Genomic DNA, 22482 nt, shown 5'->3' on the forward strand with positions numbered 1-22482 from the left:
GGGCTGGACATGGTGGGACTTCCTGATTCTCGCCCTACGTCAAACGGCGGACTTGCTCTGAGCTACTGGCCTCAACTCACCCTGACACGTAGGGCTGTCCTTCGCCCGGGCGGCCATCCCGATCTTCCCGTGTGCCAGAGAGGGCAAACGTCCGCTCACTCATGCCGGTTTTCACGAAGCAAGCGCTGACTTAGACCAAGTGCGGGCTTGGTGGGCCCGCTGGCCCTCTGCAAATATCGGGATGCCGACGGGCAGCCCGTCCGGTTTCGATGTGGTCGACATCGACGTCACAGCCGCGAGTTCGGGTTTCGTCGCCTATGCGCGTGCGAGTGCCGCCGGGCTCGTCGACAGTGAAATGGCCCGGGTGCGTACCCCTTCCCGCGGGATGCACGTCTACTTCCCCGCACTGCTAAGCCGCCCTCAACGATGCTGGCAAGCTGCTGCCGCACACATCGACTTTCGTGGCGACGGTGGCTACGTCATTGTGCCTCCCTCGAGACTGGCGACACCCAACGGTCGATTCAGCTACCGCCTCGACTCGCTATCAGCGCCAGGCTCGAAGCCCGTCGACGCCATCGCCCTCCGGGAGTTCTTGGCACCCAGACCGCCTCGGGCGGTATCGAGGCCGGAGGTGCTCGCCTCGGCTGAGCCTCAGCGACTGGCGCAGTGGGTCAGCAACCTCGCCGAAGGCGAACGAAACAGAGGCCTGTTCTGGGCGGCCTGCCGGCTTGTGGAGGCTGGGTTTGTGCCCGCGGATATCAACGCTGCGCTGGCTCCCGCTGCAGAGACCGCAGGGCTGCCGACCGCGGAAATCACAGCGACCATTCGGTCCGCGAGCCGGCAGGCCGCCCCACATGCGTCCGGCGCACGGAGCGAGCAACGGTGTGACCCGACAACTCCGATACGCGGGCGAGGTGACCCGCCATGCCTTGGTTGACGTGCGCATTCGCGGTCTTGCATTCCTCGGAGCGTTGCCGACCAGGTAAGTGTCGACACTCCTGTAGGTCAAACCATCGAAATGAGGGAGGACCAAAGCCATGGCTAGGGATGAGTTCGACGAGGTAGGCGAATCAGCAGCTATCGAGACCCTCGGCGAAACGCAGCCGCAGGTTCCATTGCCCGCAGAGGATCCAGGTCGCTCTGATCTATCGGCTTCACACGACGGAGCGGACAGACGGTCACTCTTCACCGGCAAGGAAAGGCGCTCGCCAGGTGGCGATGTCAACTGGGTTCGCGCTTCGGATCTACTCAGCAGTAGCACCGGGCGCATGGCCGCTCGCGGCATCGACTTCGAGGCAGAGCTTGCGCGCCGGATGCGCAGGACCCCGGCCACCACCCGCCGCGCCATACGCGACCGCACCAGCAAGCTTCCGCCGCTCTCCGGGTTCGGGCAGCGGAACGACCAGCCCCAGGTCTCACGCCCCGGGCTCGGTCGACCCTGATCTCAACGGCCACCAGTGCGACGACGCACACCGATCCGAAGGGAGGTGCCGTGATGGAATGGACCACACACCGAGGAGCAGATTCGAGGGCGTTCCACGACTCCGAGGGACTGCGAACGGTGCTCACCCGGCTGCAGGCTGACGGTGGCCTCGGCTGGAGAACTGACCCCGAGGCATCCGAGCTGATGCGATACGCCGCCAAACGCTACGCAGCCCTGGCGCACCGACACGGCCTGGATCCCTGGGAGGCAGCCGCGGCGGCGTACGACGCAATGCGAGCACCGTCGGCGTTGCGCGCCGACGATCCCTGGGCAATCGTGACGAGAGCAGTGCAGGTGACCTGTATTGCGGAGGAACGCGCTCAGGGTCTACTGTGCTCGGTGCACCAAGCACGCCGACGCAAGATCTCGGGGTACCACGATGCCGAGCGCTTCAGTGATCGGGAGCACCCTCTACCGGAGTATCACCCGGCATTCCGCACGGATTCCGCCGACCCGCAGACCGATGGATCTCCACGACCCGAAGTGGAACCGGCTGTCGAGGACGCAATCATGCTGTTCACACTGCTGGGCTGGGAGTCTGACCGAGCACGAAGCGGCGTTGATTACATTTGTAGCCGGCTCGCGGACTCCCAATCACGCACCTCTGCCTTCGAGTCTCTGCGCCGCGACTACTCCGCCCGCGCGCACCTAGACATTCCCCAACGGGCGTGGATGTCCATGCTTCGAGCTCTCTTAGGGAACTGCGATCCGCTGCAAGCACACACCGCTGCTAGCCGCGGCATCCTGCTTCGGTTGCTTATCGGCGAGCCACTTCGTACTCTCCTTCGCGACGACGACCTCGTTTCCGACATCGCGGCGAACGCACCCGGAGTACGGGCATGACCAACACGCCCGGCCACATTGAGCTGGAACGATCGATCGACTCGATCCGGATAGGTTCGCGGCATCGCACTGACCTCGGCGACATCGACCTGCTCGCGGCCTCCATTGAGCGGCAGGGGCTTCTACAGCCGATCACGGTTACACCCGACGGCACGCTCGTATGCGGAGCGCGCCGGCTCGCCGCACTTCGGCAGCTGGGGGTGCGCAAGCTAAACGTCTGGGTCCGCTCCGGAATCTCTGAGCAACTGACTCGGTTGCTTGCCGAGCAGGACGAAAATGCGCTTCACAAGGCGCTCAACCCCACTGAGGCAGCCACCCTCTACCGTGAGGTCAAGATTCTCTTGGCCGAGGACGCGAGCCGCCGACAGGAAGCCTCACGATTTGGCTCAGAGAAAGAGAATCCCCGATCAGATGGTGCCGCCACCGTGGCGGCACCGTTGACCACACTCAGCGGCGATGCCCGCGCACAAGCAGCTCTTTTCGTAACCGGGCGTCGCTCATACACGACGCTCGAGCGCATCGGCGACCTGCAGCGGATCGCGGCTGACCAGAGTGTCGACGAGGAGCTGCGTAGTCGCGCAGGAGCTGAACTCGCCTTGATTCAAGACGGAGGGTCCGTGTCGGCTTCACACCACCGGATGAAGACTCAAGTCGCTGTACTCGAACTCGAGCGGCTGGCCATGGATCCGGCACAACCCGCGGGCATCCGCGAAGCCTCGTCGATGGGTGCAACACGGGTCCAAACCGCTGCTCCGATGACCGCGGATGCAGACCTGGAACGTCTGGCTCAAGATGCGCTAGCGCGTGCCAAAACCGCAACCAAGTCCAAGAAGACCCGATCGCCTGCCACCGCCGACGCGAAACTTCCCGTCCGTTCGTTCGTCTTCCTTTGGCACGATCTGGGTGGATGGTGGCTGCGCTACGACGTCGAGGTAATCTCGGCCCAGCTCACGGATGGGCAATTGGCGCAGTTCGAAGAGACACTTGCAGGCACCATCGCTTTTGCTGAGCAGCTGCGCCGTATGCGCGACGTTTCCCTCGATCAAGTCAGCTCTCGACAAGCCGATGATCCGGCACAAGAGGCACTGCGTCACCTGGATCTGAGGGTCTGAAATGCCCTTCGTTCCCCAGCGCCGTTTCATCATCGTAGTCATCTGCGGCGGCCTCACGCTGATTCTGCTCATGGCGATCGGCCTGTATGGCCTGATCAGAGGCCCCGAGAAGACGAGTCACCTGGACCGGCCTGCGGTCCAGACATCGGTCCCGTCGGTCTCGCCTGAACGCGCCGGTAAACCTCGGCCGGTGCTCGTGACGTCAAACGCCGAGCTCTTCGTACGCAGCGTGGCTCGTGCTCTGTTCAACTGGGACACCCGGCACGAGGGTGGCCCGGCCCAATGGGCACAGGTTCCGCTCGATGTCGCCGACGCGGAAGAAGCGCCAGCCTTGGCATCCGATGTTCGGGGTTACCTGCCCAGCCCTGAGATGTGGGAGCGCCTTAGTGCTTACGGAACCCAACAACGGCTGGACGTGGAGTCAATCGCCATTCCCGAGTCGTGGTCCACTGCGCTGCAACAAGCCACCGCGGGGCAGCTTCCATCAGGTGCAGCGGCGCTAACGATCACGGGAACTAGTCACCGAGTGGGTACGTGGAATACCGAAGTCATCCGCACAGAGCGTCCGGTGGCGTTCACAATTTTCGTTGCATGCCGGGAGGGCAAGCCGTGTATGCTCCTTCGGCTTTCGCAGCTCGACCGTCCTCTGAAGTGATTGAGTGATGAAGAAGCTCATAGTCCTTGTTGCGGTGCTCATACTTGTTGGCCCCACCATCGGGCTGGTGAGCGTGGCCACCCTTATGAACCCGGCGGCGAGGTCATGCGGTTCGGGTTCCCTCGCTGTCGGCAGTGTGCCCGAGTCGCTGACAGCCCAGACACGCGATGGCCGTTCGATCACTTTAAACAAGAACCAGCTCACCCACGCCGCGACGATCGCCACGGTAGGTGCGCAGACCCCCGGGGTCGGGCGCGAAGGCGCACTCATCGCGTTGATGGCCGCGCTCACGGAGTCCACGCTCCGGATGCTGGCTAACACCAGCGCGTATCCGGAGTCAGCAAATTATTCAAATGACGGACACGGCTCCGATCATGATTCCCTCGGCCTGTTTCAGATGAGATCTGTTTCAGGGTGGGGAACGGTGGCCGAGCTCATGGATCCGGACTACCAGGCACGGGCATTCTTCGGTGGGCTCTCCGGGCCGAATCGCGGGTCGCCTCGCGGCCTGCTTGACATCCCGGGTTGGCAGTTGCTCGATCCGGGCGCGGCCGCGCAGGCCGTCGAAGTCAGCGCCTATCCGGACCGATACCAGAACTTTCAGCCCGTCGCAGAGTCGATCCTCGCCGCGTTGACTCGACCGCAGTCGGCGAGCGCCGCAGGTTTCGACGAGGCAGTCCCCGAGACATCACAGGTGGCGTTCCCGCTCCCCGAGGGCACGTACACAAAGACAGACAGCTTCGGGATGCGGACCGACCCCTACAGCGGTGAATCTAGGTTCCACGCCGGAAGTGACCTCGCGGCGCCCGCGGGGACGCCGATCCTCGCGGTCGCCGACGGCATTGTCAGCTTCGCCGGCCAACGCGGTACCTACGGAGGCCTGATCGTCGTCGACCACACTGTCGGCGGCGAGCGAGTCACCTCGTACTACGCCCACATGTACAAAGCGGGCATCCTGGTGACCGAGGGTGACAGCGTTGCAGCCGGCCAGCACATCGGTGATGTCGGCTCAGCGGGCAAGTCGACCGGCCCCCACCTACACCTCGAAATCCACCCGGGCGGAGCAGACCAACCTGCTGTCAATGCAGAGCAGTGGCTCGCCGAGAACGGCGCCGCAGGTGTCGCGGGTACAGCGGTCACCACGGCAGTATGCACGCCAGAAAGGGCGGTATGAAATGGATGTCTTCCCTGACTTTGGAGCAGTCGGTGGCGCCGAAGAATTGCAGAACATCGTCGGCGCCATGCTCACCTTTGTGCTCATGATCTCGGTACTCATGATGATCATCACTGGCGTCACTTGGGCGCTCGCCTCCGCGAGCGGCAACTTTCAAACTGCCGTCCGCGCTCGCACCGGGCTCTGGGTCGCCTGCGGTGCAGCAGCCCTGGCCGGTGCCGGTGTCGCTTGGGTCAATTTCCTAATCGATATCGGTCAAGGGCTCTGACTAGAGCGCTGGCCCCGAGAACAGTTGCTCTCGAGCTCTGCAGGCCAACGAGCCCAGTGCTGGGTATTACCGCGGGATAGTGCGCTAGCTAAGCTCAGCTCCATGGAGTGGCTAGTAGCAATTGTCTTGTTGGCTTTCGTTGCGTTCGTTCTTTGGGGCGCCGGTCGCTTGCTATTTCCACGTTCTGACGCGCTGCGACGAACGTCGAAGCCCTCGACACCAGTCTCCCGATCTGCTCCTGTCCGGCCTATCCCCGGGCCGGTCGCTGCAAGCAGTTCCTCCAAGACGTCGACTCGGGCGTCCGCGCCCGCCCCGGTAGAACTTGACCCGGTGCATGTGGCCGACCTTCGGGACATCCCTTCCACCCGCTACCGCGTCAAGGGTTCCGCCTTCGTTGTCAGCGATGCGAACCGCGAACGTTTCGGCGGCACCGAATACCAGCTTCGCCGCGAACCCAAGAATCGCCACGACGGGAACGCAATCGCGATCTACGGTCAGGGTCGTAAGGTCGGCTATATCTCTGCCGCGAAGGCGGCCAGCATCGCGCCGCTTCTCGACGAACTACCCGAGGTTGCCTTCACTGTCAGCGGCGCGGGTGTCTTGGGAAACAGCATCCGGCTTTGGGTCGATGTTCCGTCCATCCCCTCGCTCCGGCAGTACGTCAAGGCACGCAAGCTCGTCCTATGAATTAGCACTTCGCTCGCCAAATCACTACGGCGCGGCAACCGGCAGCTAGTCTCGCACTCTTGCTTGAGATCCCTGCTCGAACCGTCTTGACAGCGCGGCGCTGCATTCCTCCCTCGCCTAGGTGGATCCACGCCTTTGGCTCTGTATGCACAACCAAACAGCGGCAGCATTCGGCCACCACACCCAGGAGCTCATTGTCGGCGCAAGCCGGGCAATGAAGCTGTGCACAGACTCTCCTAAACACTTGCCGTGGGAACTGGTGCGCTCCTCTTACTCGACCTCACCCATCGAGCTAGGGAGCTTCCAGTGATCGACATTGATCCGAACGGGACGGGCCTGCCCGGCATCGACCAATTGCGCACCATTGTGGGCGCGGTAATGACCATCGGCCTGGTCCTGAGCGTGCTCGCCTTGATTGTCGCGGCCATCGTCTGGGGCTTCGGGGCCAACTCATCTAACCCTCACCTCGCTTCGCGCGGAAAAACCGGCGTGCTCGTGTCATGCGGCGCGGCTATCATCTGCGGCGCCGCTGTGACGCTGGTCAACTTCTTCTGGGGCGTCGGCCAGGCCGTCTGACCGTGACCCAGGGCATGAGTGAGGCGAGCCAATGAGCGTGTGCGATGTGCCGGTGATCGCGAGCGTGTGCGATGCCGTCGGCGAAGGCACGGCCTCTCTCGTCTCGGCACCGTTCGATTGGCTGGCCAACGCGATGGGCTCAGCCGCCGCCTGGCTGTTCGAGTCGGTGTGGGCCGCCTTCGACACGACCACCCTCGTCGACGTCACCGACCCTGGCTACATCGACGTCTACAACGTGCTCTTCGGCGTCGCTGTCTTCGTCACCCTCGTGCTCTTCTGCCTGCAACTCATTACTGGGCTCATCCATCGCGACCCGACCGCGCTTGCCCGCGCCGCCACCGGCCTCGCCAAGTCAGTGCTCGGTGCTTTCGTTCTCATCACCATCACAGCCTTGCTGCTCGAGATCACTGATCAACTGACGATCGGAATCGTTCAGGCAAGCGGCAACACCATGGAAGGGATGGGCGACCGCATCGCTCTGCTCCCCGCCGGCCTCACAGCCATTAACGTCGCTGCTCCCGGCGTCGGCGCGATCGTGACGATCTTCCTGTCTGCGCTGGCGATCAGCGCCGCGGCTATCGTCTGGTTCTCACTCCTTATCCGCAAGGCGCTGCTGCTGGTTGCGATCGTCTTCGGGCCGATTGCCCTCGCCGGCGCGACGTGGGATGCCGCCAAAGGATGGTTCGCGAAATGGGTCGCCTTCGTTATCGCGCTTATCCTGTCGAAACTCGTGCTCGTCGTGATCTTCTTGGTTGCGGTCGCGCAAGTCTCGGCCCCAATCGACGCCGATCTCGCCTCGATCAGCGATCCGATCGCTGGGATCGTGCTCATGTTCGTCGCTGCGTTCGCGCCGTACATCACCTACAAGTTCATCAGCTTCGTCGGGTTCGACATGTACCACGCCATGTCGAGTGAGCAGGAAGCGAAATCGGCCCTGAACCGTCCAGTGCCTGTGCCTGCCGCACCAATGGCAGAAAGCGCCAAGAAAATTCTTGGCCAGAGCGGAGGAGACGAGAAGGGGGCAACGGCTCGAACCGCTCAGACAGCGAGCAATTCTCCATCTGGGCCAGGACCTACCACCGCTCCGCCGACCGGGAGCCCCGGCCTCACTGCCGGAGCGTCCAGCCCTGCATCATCAGGCGGCGCGAGTGCTGGAGCCGGAGCTGGCAGTGCGGGAGCAGCAGCCGGGGTGGGCAGTGCAGGAATCGTGGCTGGAGCAGCAGTCGCCGTCGCCGCCGCAGAGGCCGGACCAGGACTCGGCAACGCGCTCGGACAGACTGCCGACACTCACACACAGGCAGTCGGTGACGCCGCCGGACCGAGCGCACCTGCGCCGGAACCCGAACCCATGCAGCCAAGAACCCCCACGCCCCTAGCCGAGGCCCCCGCTTCGGCATCCGGACCCGGCCGTAAGGACGTTTAGTTATGGACGCCGACGAGAACCGCGCCAAGTACCAGCTGTCCCCCGTTCAATTCTCCCGTCTGACCAAACGCGGCATCGTCCTGAGCCTGTCGCTGCCACAGTTGATTGCACTGTCGATCGGGATGCTCACTCTCGTAGCAGCGCTCTACGCAGCTGGCGCCTCCGGCCTCGCGTGGACAAGTCCCGTCTGGGTGACCACCGCGGTCATCGCGGGTGTCTCGATCCGCGGCCGCAAGCTCGTCGAGTGGTTGCCGGTCGGCACATGGTGGATGTGGCGCGTCGCCTACCGCCAATTGACCTACCGGCGCCGAATTATCCGGCCCCGCCCCGTTGGAACGCTGTCCCTTCCGGGCGACGCGGCCGCCCTTCGCGAATGGAACGATCCCGAGACCGGGGCGGTGATGATCCACGATCCGCACGCAAAGACTCTCACCGCGATCGTGGCGGTGTCGCACCCGGCATTCGCTCTGCTCGACCCCGGTGAGCAGCATCGGAGGGTGACCGGTTGGGGGCGTGTACTCGCGGGTGCGTGCAGGTCAGGACGCATCGCACGTCTGCAGGTGTCGGAACGCACACTGCCTGATTCAGGAACCGGGCTCGCCGAGTGGTGGGAACAACATGGCATCGATGACGGCGGGTGGGCTGCGGTCACGTACCGGGATCTCATCGGGAGGGCCGGCCCGGCCGGCGAACGTCACGCGACCACGATTAGTCTCTCTGTCGACCTTGCTTCGGCGACGCGCCAAATCCGAACTCAGGGCGGCGGCATGCGCGGTGCAGCAGCGGTACTCCGCCAAGAGATGACGGCGTTGACGGGAGCGCTGCGGTCCGCTGACCTCTCCGTCGGAAGCTGGCTCACCGCCGATGATCTCGCCAAGATATTGCGAACAGCGTATGACCCCGCGGTGGGCGTCGACCTGGAACGGCATCCTGACGTTGGACGGTCGCTCGCCACGGCTGGCCCGGTCGCCGTCACCGAGAGCTGGGACCGTCTGCGCACAGACAGTGCATTCCACGCGGTCTTGTGGATCAGTGAATGGCCCCGGTCGCAGGTGTTCCCCGGCTTCCTGTCGCCCCTCGTCTTCACGAACGGAGTTCTCCGCACGCTTTCGCTGCACTATCTCCCCGTCCGCGCGGATCAGGCCGCGCGGGACCTCCGCAAGAAGAAGACCGAGCTCATCAGCGATGCCCACCAACGCAGGCGGATCGGCCAGATCGAAGATGCCAGTTCAACCGCGGAGTACGAAGACGTGCTTCAGCAGGAGGCAGAGCTCACCGCCGGCCACGGCATTGTTCGCGCAACCGGCCTCGTGTGCGTGACCGCATCCACTGTCGACGAGCTCGACGCCGCGGTGGCGTCGATCGAGCAGGCAGCCATCCAGAGCTCGTGCGAGACGCGCCTGCTCGTCGGTCAACAGGCACAGGCGTTCACTGCCGCAGCGCTGCCCCTCTGCCGAAGCGTGTGACCGATGCGCACCTGTCTCCTGAAGCGATCGATTGGAGTTGAGATGTTTGACGAAGGACTGAGGACCGCCGAACCTCGTTGGATCAGTGTCGTCTTCTTACAGGGAGATGAGGCCGACGCAGTGATCGGCATGATCGATCGCAGGGGCGTCATCGCAGCGATCGAGCACCTACAACAGTGGGACTACGGAGACGAGACGATTGACGCTGCTCTCACCAACGGGTATGTCTACGACCGGATCCCGGCGGGGCGGACAGATCGGATTATCGAAGACGACGGATCGCCCTACGCGCTGACCTACAGCAAACAATTCGGCTACGTGTCGCTATTACGCCGATATCCCGATGAACCTGAACCGAATCTTGCCCGGACCCCAAGGATGCCATCCGCCCAGCGAGCCCAGTCATGCCAGCCCGCCGCAACCTGGGCCAGCACTCAAGCCCGATCAAGCGCCAAGTCAGCGCAGGCGGTCTCGCTGTGAAGAACTCAACGGACGAACACCTGCACACCACTCACCTGCTTGAGCCGCACGGAGAAGTTCGGCGCGACCGCCAGGCGCGCAAACGCTCAGCGGCACAGATCGTGGCTGATGCACGGCGAGCGAGGCATCTGGAGGCGCGCACGCAGTGGCAGGCCGAACGGGACGAGGCGCGATCAGCCGAATACCTTGCCGCCGGCGGTGAGCCAGGTCCCGCACAACTGCGGATGCCCGGTCGGCTCCGGCTCCCGAAGCACCAGGACACCTCCGCTACTCTGTCGGGTCACTATCCTTTCCTCGCCGAGGCCGGACTGGGCTCGGCCGGTGTCTTCGTCGGGCAGGACCTCTATTCGGGTGGCTCCTTCGTCTACGACCCGTGGGTGCTCTACCAACGCGGAATGATTACCGCCCCGAACATCGTCCTCGCCGGCATCGTTGGTTCGGGCAAGTCATCTCTCGCGAAGTCGCTCTATACCCGCTCCCTCCCGTTTGGCCGCCGGGTTTACGTGCCTGGCGATCCGAAGGGTGAGCACACCGTCGTGGCCGAAGCCGTCGGCGGCAAGGCGATCATCCTCGGGCACGGGCTGCGCAACAGGCTGAACCCACTCGACGAAGGTCACCGGGCGGCATCCGCTACAGACGCCGAGTGGGCGGCACAGCTCGCGTCCCGGCGTCGCGAGCTCATTGGAGCGCTCGCCGAGACAGTGCTCGATCGAGTGCTCAGTCCGCTCGAGCACACCGCCATCGACCTCGCCCTGGCGGATGCGGTTCGAAGCGCTGAGGTGCCGATCCTACCGATGGTCGTGGACCGTATCCTCGCCCCGAACCCTGAGGACGACGAGGGTCGGCTCGCAGAGGATGGACGTCTTGTCGGCCATGCGTTGCGGAGGCTCGTCGCGGGCGACCTCGCTGGGCTCTTCGACGGTCCGTCTACAGTGCGTTTCGATCCCTCCTTGCCTATGGTCTCGCTCGACCTGTCGCGGGTCGCCGAGAACTCAACGCTCATCTCCGTGCTCATGACCTGCTCATCCGCATGGATGGAAGCCGCACTTGCCGATCCGGCCGGCGGCCAACGATGGGTCATCTACGACGAAGCCTGGCGCCTCATGGCCTACCCGGCACTCTTACGCCGCATGGACGCCCAGTGGCGCCTAGCCCGACACTTCGGGATTGCAAACATGCTCGTCTTCCACAAACTCAGCGACCTCGACAACGTTGGCGACTCCGGATCTGCAATGCGCGCACTCGCATCGTCGCTGCTGGCCAACGCCGAGACTCGCATTGTTTACCGCCAGGAACCGGACCAGCTCGGGTCCACGGCGAGCGCCCTGGGGCTCAGTGGAACAGAGCAGCAGCTGCTCCCCGCGCTCGGGACAGGTCAAGGTCTCTGGCGCGTCAAGGACCGCAGCTTCGTGGTGCAGCACCAGCTGCACCCCAGCGAGCTCGAGGCCTTCGACACAACCGCACGGATGTCCGCGAGTCGGTAACCGTGCGTCCCCAGGGCGGATTTTCCCACCCAGAACAAGGAGCCATTCCGATGGTCAAGAATGTGAGCGAAGAGCGAGAAGCGAGGATGGTGCTTGCGGCGCTCTCCGAGCCGAGTGACGTCATCACGGGGACACTAGTCGCCCGTCTCGGCGCAGCGGCGACCATGCAGCTCATCACCTCCGGCGATCGGCTTCCGAACGGCGTCGAACCCGCCGAAGGCGAACTCTGGCGACGGCGACTGGCTCCCCGCATCGACCCGGGGCAGATCGACCGCATTAACCTCGACATGGAGCACCACGACATTCGGCTTCTGACTCCTGAGGACGTCGACTGGCCCGGCGAACTGCAGCAGCTCGGCGCCACCGCGCCCATCGCTCTCTGGCTCAAAGGCGCCCCGAGTCAACTCTCGGCACCCCTCCCTGGCCGCGTGACCATCGTGGGTTCCCGGGCCGCAACGGCGTACGGCAGCCAAGTGGCTACCGAGCTCGCCTCAGAGCTCGCATCGCAGGGCCGGGTGATCCTTTCCGGCGGTGCGTATGGCATCGATGGATCAGCCCATCGAGCAGCCACGGTGTCCTATCCCGGGTCCACGGTCGCCGTACTGGCCGGCGGGCTCGACCGACTCTACCCAGCGGGCCACGAGCAACTCTTTGAGCGCATCGAACAAAGCGGCGGCCTACTCCTGAGCGAACTTCCGCCCGGCTCCGCCCCGACTCGGTGGCGTTTCCTCCAACGGAATCGGATCCTCGCAGCCCTCTCGGGCGCGACTGTCGTCGTTGAGGCTGGACATCGATCTGGTTCGTTGAACGTGGCTGCGCAAGCTCACTCGTTGGGCCGACCAGTGGGCGCGGTTCCTGGGCCGGTCACCAGCCCGGCGAGCGCAGGCTGCCACCGCCTAATCCAGGAAGGGGTCGCAAGCCTCGTGGTCGACGCCCAGGACGTGACGGACTTACTGGATGCCTCAGCTGGCTTCTCAGGAGACCGGACCTTCACCTACTTACCCACGCGACGATTCAGTCGAAGCGGTACGGATCTCCGCCTGTAGGCGATCTACATGAAGGGAGAGCGCCGGTGAGCACACCCCGAACTCAGGGCTCGCTCGGCGACGAGCTCGCAAATCTCGGCATCGGACTCCTGATGTGCTCAGCAGTACTTGCGCTCCTTCTGCGGCTGGCGGGTACCGTTGCGGCCTGGGCGACAGGTATCGTGCAACCGGCTGGCGGGCCCGAAACCGGACTCTCCGTCCTCCTTGACCCGGGCAACCCATCAGTCGCCATGCAGGCTCCTGGGCTCCACCCGCTTGCCTACTGGCTGACGGCCAGCATCATGGCCGTTGTCGTTGGCGCAGCCGGGACCTGGCTGTGGCGGATGCTTCACGATCCGCAACGGGCAGCACCGATCGATCCGTACCGCATCCCCGGAATTGCGACACGTAACGATGTCCTGCGAGCGGCATCCAGCAAAGCGCTCATGCGTCGCGCTGCGCATCTTCGTCCGGCCCTATCGACCGCGAAACCTACGGATCTCGGCTATCGCATCGGACGATCACGAGGTATCGACGTCTGGGCCAGCGTCGAGGACTCCATCCTCGTCATCGGCCCACCGCGCTCCGGCAAGGGCGCACACCTCGTCATCAACGCCATCCTCGACTCCCCCGGGCCAGTCGTGACCACGTCCACCCGCCCTGACAACCTCACAGCGACGCTCCGAGCGCGCCAGCAGACCGGCCCGGTCGCAGTGTTCGATCCGCAACAGCTCGCCCTCGGAGTGCCGGCGGGACTGCGCTGGTCGCCGGTCCGAGGCTGCGAAGACCCTCTCACCGCGATGATCCGCGCGACGGGATTGGCAGCCGGAACCGGCCTCGCGGCCGGAGGCGTCGACGGGGGTGGATTCTGGGAGGCGAAGACACGCACGGCCCTACAGGCCCTACTGCACGCCGCCGCCCTCGACGACCGCACGCCCGCCGAGCTCTTCCGCTGGACCCTCGACCCCGCTGCAGCCCACGACGCGGTCGCTATCCTGCTCAGCACTCCCGCGGCCGCCACAGGATGGGGCGACTCACTACAGGCGATGCTGGAGGCCGACCCACGAACACGCGACTCAATCTGGCAGGGCGTCTCCCTCTCGCTCGGCGCACTCGCCGACCCACGAGTACTGGATGCCGTCTCACCGGGAGAAGGCGAGAGCTTCGACCCGGAGGAATTCCTGCGCAGCAACAGCACCCTGTACTTGCTCGCAACAGGCGCAGGCTCAAACAACTCTGCCGCCCTCGTCTCGGCCTTCGTCGAGGACCTCGTCGAGACCGCCCGCCGCCTGGCCGCTCGCAGCGCGGGCGCTCGACTAGACCCGCCCCTACTCCTCGCACTCGACGAAATAGGCAACCTGGCCCCCCTCCCCTCGCTCCCCAATCTGATGGCGGAAGGCGGCGGCACAGGCATCACCACCATGCCCGTGCTGCAGTCGCTGGCACAGGCACGCACGAAGTGGAGCGAGAACGCAGCCGGCACAATCTGGGACTCGTCGATCGTCAAGGTCGTGCTCGGTGGAGCATCCAACTCTCGTGACCTACACGATCTCTCAACACTAATCGGCGAGCGTGATGAGTCCACCGACTCGACCACCATCGGTGATCGCGGTTCACGCTCAGCACAGCGCTCCATCCGTCGCGTCCCGATCATGCCGCCGGATACTATCCGCACCCTCCCGTTCGGGACCGGCCTAATTATGCTCCGTGCGGTCCCGCCCGTCATCGCGAGCTTGCAGATGTGGACGACGCGTCCCGATGCGAAAACTCTGCTCGCGAACCGGGCAGATATCGAAACGTTGATGCGTAGGCCTGCCCCGAAGGAGCCCGCGCAACCGTCGGCCAGCCAATCAGAGTGACAGCGTCGCCCCACCCTGCGTCGCCGAAATGGATGCCGCGGTCGAAGTCACTCGCCTGGTCACCTTCGCTGTGTGTGCGACGTCACACCTTGTAGTGAGCGCGGATCAGCACGGTCCGCCCAGTCACAGGAGGTTGAGTCCCATGACACTTCACACGCAGCAGTCGTTATCAGGCTTCATCGCCTCGGAACCGCAACAGTCGGTCACCGAGAACGGCGACACGCGCTTCTACGTGCGCGTCGGCCAGCCGCACTTCCGCCGCGAGGAAGGGGGCTTCACCCCACTCGAGCCCACCTTCCACGACCTTGTCGCTTACCGGGCAACCGCTGAGCGGGCGCTCACTAGGTTCGCGAAGGGTGACAGCTTTGTAGCTGAGGGTTACGTTCGCAGCTTCCAAGTGGAGCGCGAAGGCGAGGTCATCGAGCGAGAGGAGTTCATCGCGAAGAAGATCGGCCACGACCTCGCCCGCACGAACTACGAGGTCGATCGTGCCCGCCGCGCTGCGCCCTCAGAGGAACTGAACGCACGCACTGCACACAACGTCACGCGACGAGTGCCCCGGCTCCCCCAGGCTCACTCTGCCGCGCTCGGGATGTGAAGTCGTCCATGTCTGCTCCAATGGACGAGTGGGTCCCCGATGATCAAAACGACGCGTTCGCCGCGGACTCATTCGACGATCTCGACGGGCCGCTCACGGCAGAGCCGCCACATCCCGTCAACTGGAACCTACTCACCGCCGACGAAGCCGAGGTCGAGTGGATCGAGCTCAACCGGTGGGTGAATTGGCTGCGCCGGACGTATGGACTCCCGGCCTCCGTCGTACCGCCCTTCTGGCACCGCCACCCGGAACTCGTCTGGGAGCTCTCCGCGTTGCACCTCCATTGGCTCTGCGCCTACGACCCCGACCAGCACGGGTCGGCACCACTCGGCTGGCACCGCGACTTCGCCGACGCCCGCCAACGACTCCACGACTGGGTATCGACATCGGGGACGCGCCTGGAACGCGACAGACCGACCCGTCAGACGGCCTGGCCTGGTGAACCTCCCGCCCACGCAGTCGAAGAAGTGATGATCGATGATCGCGACGAGGACTTTGCGCTATTCGTTATCAACGACGTAAGTAGACGTCGCGAACTCGAGGTCGATTTCTATTCTCGCAGCGTTTCTCCTTTGCCCGCACAAGGCTAGGCGGTTCCGGTCTAGGGATCTTCTTTCGCACTGAATGCCAAGGTTGGCCCCATCAACAGGTTTCATTGTGAAGAGACCTGAGAACTATCTGGCCGCACCTCGACCTGTCCCTAGCCACCATGCTGTGGCGAGATACCCGTCCGGACAAGGAGAGAAGGTCTCGCGGAGAGGCGCCACGCCACTAACATGTCCGATGTGGGAGATAAGCGAAAACCGGGTGTGAAGCGTGTGCGCCTTACCGGTGCCCGCTTCGACGGAGGACGTCTTCCCGTTGACTCGCTCGTGGAGCTGCAGAAGTACCAGGATGTCGTTCGCATCGCGGCCGTGGCCGAGTGGCGGCGTGAGAATCCCGATATGGAACTACCGAGCGACCTTCGCAATTCGGTTAGCCTCACCATCGAGCGCATAGACGAAGGCAGCGCCGATGTCTTCTTGGCCTTCGAGCAAAACCAGGTCTACGTTCATTACCAATCAGAAGCCCAGGACGCGGCCGACGCGATCATAGTAGCCGCGTACTCTGGTGCTCCGATTCCCGAGCTACCTGCGCTCTCCTTACAGGAAGACAGTGACTTCCGAGAAGCGGTCTCGCAAATCGGACTCACGCTCGGGCCTTCACAAAGTATCGAGTTCTATCCAGATTCGCCTGACGCCAATCCCGTGTCGATCACCGTCGAAACACGCAAACTCGCGGTGGACCAGTTGTCGCGCATCGAAGACTTCCTCGTCCACACGGATCCCGTGCCAGCGACGAATGGGCTTCAAGCAACGGAGGAGAGCCTCGTTGGTCGCGTGACCATCTTGGACGCAGATGACCAGAAGTTCACGATCGTGATTGCAGACGGCAGCCAGGTACACGGCTGGTATCGCCAAACACCGGAGCTTCTCGAGGATTTTCGTGAAGTGGTCAACTCCACAGAAGTGGGCCCACTCACCCGCATTTCGGGCACACTCCAGTCGAAAGGTGGCAAACCTTTCCGCTTCAAGGAAGTGAGCTCCATACAGCGCGTCCAGTTCGATGACACTGCATGGGGTGCGCGTCTTAGTGAATTCGCGTCACTGCCTCCCGGATGGGAGGACGGCGGCGGCGAACAGATTACCTCCATAGCGCTGGACGCCTCTCAGATGCTGCTCCGAGCTGTCGATCACGCCCAAATCGAACGTCCCGGCGTGTTTCCCACTGAGGAGGGCGGAGTGCTTGTGGAGTGGGCCGACCCGGCCAGAGTCCGAAGCGTGGAAGTTCTTCCCGATGCGACGTTCGAATTGTTTTCCTTGCTGCGCACTCAGAGCACAGGCGAGCACGCGGTAACGAAGGACCTGACTGTTGCGATCGCTTTCGTAGAGGCGGAAAAGGCATGACCGCCCCGGACGTCGAGCTGCTGGACGGAGAGCGGCTGATGCACAATGCGGAAGAGCTTCTGTACCGGCAGATGACGCAACACATGCTCGACGGAGACAAGCTCAAGACCGACGCGTTCGGTCCCGCCACTGCTGACCGGGACATGCCCTCGTACGCACGCTCGACCAAGGGGACACCACAAGAGTCGCGGGACTGGCACACGCATAACGCCAAAAGCCCCTCACTTGGCGTCTGGGGAGTTACGGTAGGCGAGGCGATCGCGTCAGGGCGCCACGTTGTCGATGACTCTCTATGCGCGGTTTCCGAGGGCCAAGCAAGGGCTCCTGGGCACTGTTTCGTAGACTTTCGGGGGCTGTCAAAGCCGCACAAGCGGGAGCTGCGGGCTCGTCTATATTTCTACGCCACGGACCGCGGGGAACTGCCGACAACACAAACGGTGGCGGACGGCCTGCTCTTCTAGAGAATCTAAGCGACCGTTCCTTTCGGTCGATTCAACCGCGTCAGTATTTGTCCTCAGTCCAATAGGCATACTCTCTTCCGTCCTCAGCGTGGCCTCGCGCATAGCCGATCTCCGCTGCCCAATCTACAACTAGCTCACACAGCTCACCGAGGACTTCAGACAGCTCGTTGAGGGCCATGACTTCGTCGACCGGGCGGAGCCTGTGAAAAGCTGCACTCCATTCGAGCCACTCATTCCCGAGATAGCGATCCCAATGTAATGGTGCTGTGTTCGGGACCACAGGCTGCCCGTCGATATCCAGTCCGAGTTCGGCGGAAAGGTACGAGATTACGCGGACGAAGTCACCGATCACCTTGTCGCTGCGGTCGATGGCTTCCTCAAAGTTGCTACTCCAGGAAGCTTTCGCCGCCATGAGCTCTGACGATAGGTGCTCTAGTGAGCCCTGTAGACCGTCGAGATGCGAAAATACGGGCGGTGCGTGCTCGCGGACGTGCCTTTCGATTCGAAAATCTTCCATGAAGGCGGCAACGGCGGGGGCGAGTCCCGCAGCTATCGGATCCAATGAGGGCAGGTCACGATAGTTCTCGGCGGATTCGCCACGCAGGCTGAGTAGCACGTGGCCGGCCTCGTGCCTTCCGAGGTGACGCCCCGTCGCGATGGCGTTGTCGGCGAGGCGCGCGAATTCAAGAGAATCCCCGATCGGATTGACAAGGTGCTCTATTCCAATGACGATGTCGAATGTCCCGTCCGCTCTCGGCAGCGTGACGCCACCCACATGCCCGGTGCCTCGGTCTGTGGTGTAAGCGCTGGCCATTGAGCGACCTTGGATTTCGTTAACTGTTGCTGCGACATCGCCTGTGAGAGTCAACCGCCATATTTCCCTGTTGGGGAGCAGCGCTAGGACCTCTTGCACAATCCACCCGACCAGGTTGCACTCTTGCTCCAGAAACACGAGCACCGCGTGCGCCGCGCCGTCCTCCTCGACATGCGAAATCGTGATCGAGAATGGCTCCACGCCGCGGCCGACTGCAGGAGTAACGATATTGCTCATACGTCAATCATTTCAGCGGTTCAGAGCGTGGCCCCGCCATGCACAGTAGGGCCCGAGCTTGTAGTGGTGAGCGGAGTGGTTGTTGGATCTTGGTCGAGGACGGCACGAACCAGAAGAGTCGAAATCAGCTCGTCTGTTATCTTGCCAAGCTTTCGGACGTTACTCGCGCGCGCGCCAAGACGATACATCATCTCCTTCACCTTCGTCGCGTTGACGGCCTCCCGCTCATCCGCTTCTAGCGTCTCGAACCGCCCCTCAACGAGGCGGTCGATGACAGCAGTAATTCCGTGATTGGAAAGGGGCTCGAACTTGATGAGAGCGTCGAACCTCGAGAAGAGGGCATCACCGAGGGCATCCTGAATCCCTTTCTCAGAGCCGTAGTTTGATGTGCATACAATGAGCGATCGCCCAACGTCGACCCTGTAGTTCTTGTCCTGGAATACGCCACCGTCGAAGAACTGATAAAACGCGCTGTGAAACACAGACGCTGCTTTGTCGAACTCAGCGAGGAGGACGACCCCTGACTCTCGATCTAGCAAGTCATGTGCAAACGAAGACTCAGCGTGTCCACCACCGAACAGATATGACGCAAATTTCTCATTGTGAAACATCGAAAACTGCTTGCGCATGAGAGTTCCGCCGAGCAACCCGTTCAGAAATTGTGCTGTCTCCGTCTTACCGACTCCGGATGGTCCGTACAGCATGACGACCACCGGCTTTGTGCGAGTCTCCCGAGTTAGCGGATACAGAGCCGCCAAGAGCGATTCTTTCACGTTCTCCTGCCCGACGAGGTGCTGTGCGAACTCATCGCGAAACTGCACGAGTGTTCTGCGTGTGACCGAAGGGTATTCATAGCGAAGAACCTGGAACCCTCGAGGAAAGATTCTTCTCAAGTGCTCGTGTACTTGCTCTGGTGGATTGTGAAGGTGCAGTTCTCGCGGGTTTTGGGCCTGGACCAAACCAGGAAAGTTTGTGATTGCATGTTCTTGCAAACTCGCGTAATCGCCAGATTCGGCGACTAGGCGCTTCGGACGCTTCCGGTGAGCAGTATTCTCTGCCGCGGTGTCATCCTGATCTGGCAGCACGACCCGCAGCTGACGAAGGCGTTCATCACGTGCAAATACGGCTTCCAGCAAGCCTTCCTTCTTTTTCTTCTTACCGACGAGCTGCTCAAACCAGGTCAAAGGTCCGTAGTAAACGATGACCTTGGTTTCAGTTGGCATATTCGACGCCTGCCAAGAGAACGTCGTAGACCTCTAGCCGACCATCATCCTTCGTTTCGGGGTCATCAAGGACATCCCGAACATTAACCGGCGCGTCGTCGCCGGGAGCCATCTCCGCGGCCATCGTGAGACTGGCTTCGTATGCCCTGCCGACGAGAATGCCATGGAACACGAGTTGCATCCTGCCCAGGTCAGCAAGCCCATAGCTGTTCCGGAACGCCCGAATATTGAACCTTAGGATGCACTTGGTCCCACTCGGATCTTCCCCCACAAGTTCGTAGTATCCCTTTGCTGCCTCGAGTGCGTCTCCCAGCCCCGCCAGGTTTATTGGAAGGTCATCCATCCTGAGCATCGCCATGTATGGCGTGAACATCTTCATGAAGGCTGCCGAATCCTTGCGTGCCACGACCTGCAAATCTGTGAGGCGCTTGACACCGTCGTGGTCGTCGGCTTTGGCTAGATAATCAGTAAGTATCGTGTTCGACAGCGTCTTATTGAGAATGCTTCGCCCCAGGCTCGATGCGCTGACGCCGGCGCTGACATCTGCTGAGCCCCCAAAGAATGGGAACCAGCTGAGCTTGGCTGCCACGCCGGCTTCGGCCTTGCTGTGGATGTCGGCGAAGCGCTCTTTTACCTGCTCTGTTGTCGCAGACGTCTTTCCTCCTGCCGACACGTCAAGCAAGTCAGAAGCGGACTCCTCATCGAAGTACACGCTTTTGATTAGGGAGTTGCTGGAATCGTGAACACGCTTCGTCATACCTGTGCCTTCGTTGATTGGCCGGGCTGCTCCTTGTATGGAGACAGGGAGGGTTACTGGTCGGGGCTTGAGAATCACCTTATCGGCGACCGCTGACAGCCCCGTTGCCTTATGACTCGCGACACGACAGCAGCGACCGTCCCAGGACGATGGTCGATACGGCCACGAAGCCTCTAAACCGAGGGACCCCGATCACGGAGCAATCGGCGACCTCTGATGAAGCCTCCTCATGCCCCAAGCACTTCATCAAGAATCTCGGCAGTCACGATGTCGACTTGGTCAGCCGTGACCACATAGCTGTTCCGCGTTGTCTGTTCGTTCGCGTGGCCTAGGAGTCGAGAAGCCAGCGTGATACCAGCGGCCCGCTCGACGAGTGTTGCGGCTGTGCGTCGGTAGATATGAGTGGTGTACTCGTCCAAGTCCACTCCCAGCTTGATCAGGCTCGCGCGCTCGTCGGCAATGAATGCGCGCAACAGGCGCTCGTAATTGCTGACACTCAGTGCGCGTCCGGTCTTAGTTGGAAATAGTGACGCCTCCGGGTCGGGCTCAGCGAGCGCCAGCCGTCGGCGCACAGCCGCTGCCGCCATCAATGGCAAGGCGATGCTGCGTCGCTGTCGGGAGCGCTTAGGTGTGTCCTTCCGGTGAATGCCTTCCGCTTTTGTGCTCACGATGGTGCCATTGACGACGAGGGTTGGTGGCCTCTTGGTCATGTCAACGTCGCAGCGGCGCAGGCCGAGGCATTCGCCGATCCGAATTGAGGTGCCAAGCATGATTTCCATGCCGTCGACCAGAATGCGGTAGTTGGGTCTGGGACCGTCCGCGCGCGTGACTCGCCAATCCTGCATGAGGTCACGAATGCCGTTGAGTTGCACCGTGGTGAGCGTGGACTCCTTCTTCGGGGTTGTCGGCAGACGCTGGACGTCACGCACCGGGTTGCTGGGCAGCGCATCGTCGCGTACGGCGTAGCCGCAGATGAGGCTCAGCACTGCGCGGGCGTGGCGTGCTTTCGAGATGGATTCTTCCTCGAGTATCTTTTGGAGGATGCGGTCGCAGCGGCCGACGGTGAGGCGGTCGAGCTTGATTCCTCCGCAGCGGGGCAAGATGATGAGGCGCGCAGTTGTCTCATACGATTCGTATGTGGAGTAGGTGATGCTGCCGGTCTTCGCACGGGCGGCGATCTGGGAGAGCCAGAGTTCGACCACCTGGGCGACCGTGTTCTTGGGCGAGAGAGCGCCGGTGCCGCCGGTACCGAGCACCGCCGCTTGCCGTCGAACGTCTGCGCGCGCGTTCTCATCAGTATGAGCGACCGCGGAAAGGCGATGCAGGGCGCCGCCGTCGTCACGGAGGGATGCTCGGGCTCTATACCGGCCGTTCGGAAGGACACCTACAGTTATGGGGCCCAGCACGCCGGCGGCGATCTGTGGCCTAGCCATGGCGGTGCTCATGAACCCAGGCGAGTACGTCCTGAAAGTCGTAGCGCACGTGCCGGCCGAGCTTAAGATACGGCGGGCCCGTGTGGGTCAGGCGCCAGTCTTCCAGGGTACGCTCGGGCAGCCGGAGTAACTCCGCGACCTCACGCTGGGTGAGAAACGTCGTGGTGATCTGTGCCGTCGCGTCCATACCCAGAAGGTGTGCGCGCTGCACCGTGAGCGATCCGACTGAGCCGGGACCGGTCCGTACTCTCCCGGGCAACATAGTGCCGGAGGGTCCTCGCACGGGGGTTTCTGGTCCATTTCTGGTCACAGCGGCCGATTTGGGCCTGTTCGGGAGGAGGGGCGATGGGCTGTTTCGCCGCGGAATCCTGCGCCTGTTACTGCTGGGGTACCTGGACTCGAACCAAGAACAAATGAACCAGAATCATCCGTGTTGCCAATTACACCATACCCCAATGGCGATGTCCGAGGACCGCGC

At 62.8% G+C, this 22482-nt stretch carries 23 protein-coding genes and 1 tRNA gene; 18 read left to right on the top strand and 6 right to left on the bottom strand.

From position 1 onward, the window contains the following. The first annotated feature begins 94 nt into the window (after positions 1-94). The 18 genes from RCH12_RS18580 (at position 95) to RCH12_RS16880 (ending at position 17540) form a co-directional block, all read left to right on the top strand. Positions 95-937, top strand: a complete 843-nt coding sequence (locus tag RCH12_RS18580) for a bifunctional DNA primase/polymerase (protein WP_442784587.1) — start codon at positions 95-97, stop codon at positions 935-937. A gap of 331 nt (positions 938-1268) precedes the next feature. Then, on the top strand, positions 1269-1442 hold the full coding sequence (locus tag RCH12_RS16800) for a hypothetical protein (RefSeq protein WP_327017626.1): 174 nt from the start codon (positions 1269-1271) through the stop codon (positions 1440-1442). 880 nt (positions 1443-2322) lie between these two features. Then, positions 2323-3438: a ParB/RepB/Spo0J family partition protein gene (locus RCH12_RS16805; RefSeq protein ID WP_327017627.1), complete on the top strand. Its 1116-nt coding sequence runs from the start codon at positions 2323-2325 to the stop codon at positions 3436-3438. A 1-nt stretch (position 3439) separates the two neighbouring features. Further along, complete coding sequence (locus RCH12_RS16810; RefSeq protein ID WP_327017628.1) at positions 3440-4093, top strand: hypothetical protein; 654 nt, start codon at positions 3440-3442, stop codon at positions 4091-4093. Between the two features lie 7 nt (positions 4094-4100). Beyond that, positions 4101-5267 carry a M23 family metallopeptidase gene (locus RCH12_RS16815; protein WP_327017651.1) on the top strand — a complete coding sequence of 389 codons (1167 nt, stop codon included), beginning with the start codon at positions 4101-4103 and terminating at the stop codon, positions 5265-5267. A gap of 1 nt (position 5268) precedes the next feature. Further along, on the top strand, positions 5269-5535 hold the full coding sequence (locus RCH12_RS16820; protein WP_327017629.1) for a DUF6112 family protein: 267 nt from the start codon (positions 5269-5271) through the stop codon (positions 5533-5535). A 330-nt stretch (positions 5536-5865) separates the two neighbouring features. Beyond that, the gene (locus RCH12_RS16825; RefSeq protein WP_327017630.1) at positions 5866-6222 is read left to right on the top strand and encodes an HIRAN domain-containing protein; all 357 of its coding nucleotides are present in this window, start codon (positions 5866-5868) and stop codon (positions 6220-6222) included. A gap of 306 nt (positions 6223-6528) precedes the next feature. Next, on the top strand, positions 6529-6798 hold the full coding sequence (locus RCH12_RS16830; RefSeq protein ID WP_103432436.1) for a DUF6112 family protein: 270 nt from the start codon (positions 6529-6531) through the stop codon (positions 6796-6798). 31 nt (positions 6799-6829) lie between these two features. Next, positions 6830-8221 (top strand): conjugal transfer protein TrbL, encoded by a 1392-nt coding sequence (locus tag RCH12_RS16835; RefSeq protein ID WP_327017631.1) that lies wholly within the window; start codon positions 6830-6832, stop codon positions 8219-8221. Between the two features lie 2 nt (positions 8222-8223). After that, positions 8224-9687: an SCO6880 family protein gene (locus RCH12_RS16840; protein ID WP_327017632.1), complete on the top strand. Its 1464-nt coding sequence runs from the start codon at positions 8224-8226 to the stop codon at positions 9685-9687. 42 nt (positions 9688-9729) lie between these two features. After that, positions 9730-10167, top strand: a complete 438-nt coding sequence (locus tag RCH12_RS16845; RefSeq protein WP_327017633.1) for a hypothetical protein — start codon at positions 9730-9732, stop codon at positions 10165-10167. Further along, positions 10164-11651 carry an ATP-binding protein gene (locus RCH12_RS16850; RefSeq protein WP_327017634.1) on the top strand — a complete coding sequence of 496 codons (1488 nt, stop codon included), beginning with the start codon at positions 10164-10166 and terminating at the stop codon, positions 11649-11651. The genes RCH12_RS16845 and RCH12_RS16850 overlap by 4 nt, the downstream gene beginning before the upstream one ends. 50 nt (positions 11652-11701) lie before the next feature. After that, positions 11702-12697 carry a DNA-processing protein DprA gene (gene dprA, locus RCH12_RS16855; RefSeq protein WP_327017635.1) on the top strand — a complete coding sequence of 332 codons (996 nt, stop codon included), beginning with the start codon at positions 11702-11704 and terminating at the stop codon, positions 12695-12697. Positions 12698-12723: 26 nt separating this feature from the next. Continuing rightward, positions 12724-14535: a TraM recognition domain-containing protein gene (locus RCH12_RS16860; protein ID WP_327017636.1), complete on the top strand. Its 1812-nt coding sequence runs from the start codon at positions 12724-12726 to the stop codon at positions 14533-14535. Between the two features lie 142 nt (positions 14536-14677). Further along, a complete protein-coding gene (locus RCH12_RS16865; protein ID WP_327017637.1) occupies positions 14678-15133 on the top strand; it encodes a single-stranded DNA-binding protein in 456 nt (151 codons plus the stop codon). A 20-nt stretch (positions 15134-15153) separates the two neighbouring features. Continuing rightward, positions 15154-15723 carry a hypothetical protein gene (locus RCH12_RS16870; RefSeq protein WP_327017638.1) on the top strand — a complete coding sequence of 190 codons (570 nt, stop codon included), beginning with the start codon at positions 15154-15156 and terminating at the stop codon, positions 15721-15723. Between the two features lie 195 nt (positions 15724-15918). Further along, positions 15919-17079: a hypothetical protein gene (locus RCH12_RS16875; protein ID WP_327017639.1), complete on the top strand. Its 1161-nt coding sequence runs from the start codon at positions 15919-15921 to the stop codon at positions 17077-17079. Further along, the gene (locus RCH12_RS16880) at positions 17076-17540 is read left to right on the top strand and encodes a hypothetical protein (protein WP_327017640.1); all 465 of its coding nucleotides are present in this window, start codon (positions 17076-17078) and stop codon (positions 17538-17540) included. The genes RCH12_RS16875 and RCH12_RS16880 overlap by 4 nt, the downstream gene beginning before the upstream one ends. A gap of 40 nt (positions 17541-17580) precedes the next feature. Here the strand turns inward: RCH12_RS16880 and RCH12_RS16885 are convergent, their stop codons facing one another. From RCH12_RS16885 to RCH12_RS16910, 6 genes are all read right to left on the bottom strand, one after another. Then, the gene (locus RCH12_RS16885) at positions 17581-18591 is read right to left on the bottom strand and encodes a hypothetical protein (RefSeq protein ID WP_327017641.1); all 1011 of its coding nucleotides are present in this window, start codon (positions 18589-18591) and stop codon (positions 17581-17583) included. Positions 18592-18611: 20 nt separating this feature from the next. Beyond that, positions 18612-19814, bottom strand: coding sequence for an AAA family ATPase (locus RCH12_RS16890; RefSeq protein WP_327017642.1), 1203 nt, complete (start codon positions 19812-19814; stop codon positions 18612-18614). Further along, positions 19804-20571 (bottom strand): DUF6414 family protein, encoded by a 768-nt coding sequence (locus RCH12_RS16895; RefSeq protein ID WP_327017643.1) that lies wholly within the window; start codon positions 20569-20571, stop codon positions 19804-19806. Before RCH12_RS16895 ends, RCH12_RS16890 begins: the two co-directional genes overlap by 11 nt. Before the next feature lie 227 nt (positions 20572-20798). Further along, entirely contained in the window at positions 20799-22016 is a 1218-nt protein-coding gene (locus tag RCH12_RS16900; protein WP_327017644.1) for a tyrosine-type recombinase/integrase, read from the bottom strand. Next, positions 21997-22191: a helix-turn-helix transcriptional regulator gene (locus tag RCH12_RS16905; RefSeq protein ID WP_327017645.1), complete on the bottom strand. Its 195-nt coding sequence runs from the start codon at positions 22189-22191 to the stop codon at positions 21997-21999. The genes RCH12_RS16900 and RCH12_RS16905 overlap by 20 nt, the downstream gene beginning before the upstream one ends. A gap of 196 nt (positions 22192-22387) precedes the next feature. Then, a tRNA-Gln gene (locus RCH12_RS16910) sits at positions 22388-22459 on the bottom strand. Positions 22460-22482 lie beyond the last annotated feature (23 nt).

Origin of the sequence: Cryobacterium sp. MP_3.1, assembly GCF_035984795.1 — a bacterium.
Lineage (GTDB): Bacteria > Actinomycetota > Actinomycetes > Actinomycetales > Microbacteriaceae > Cryobacterium > Cryobacterium zongtaii.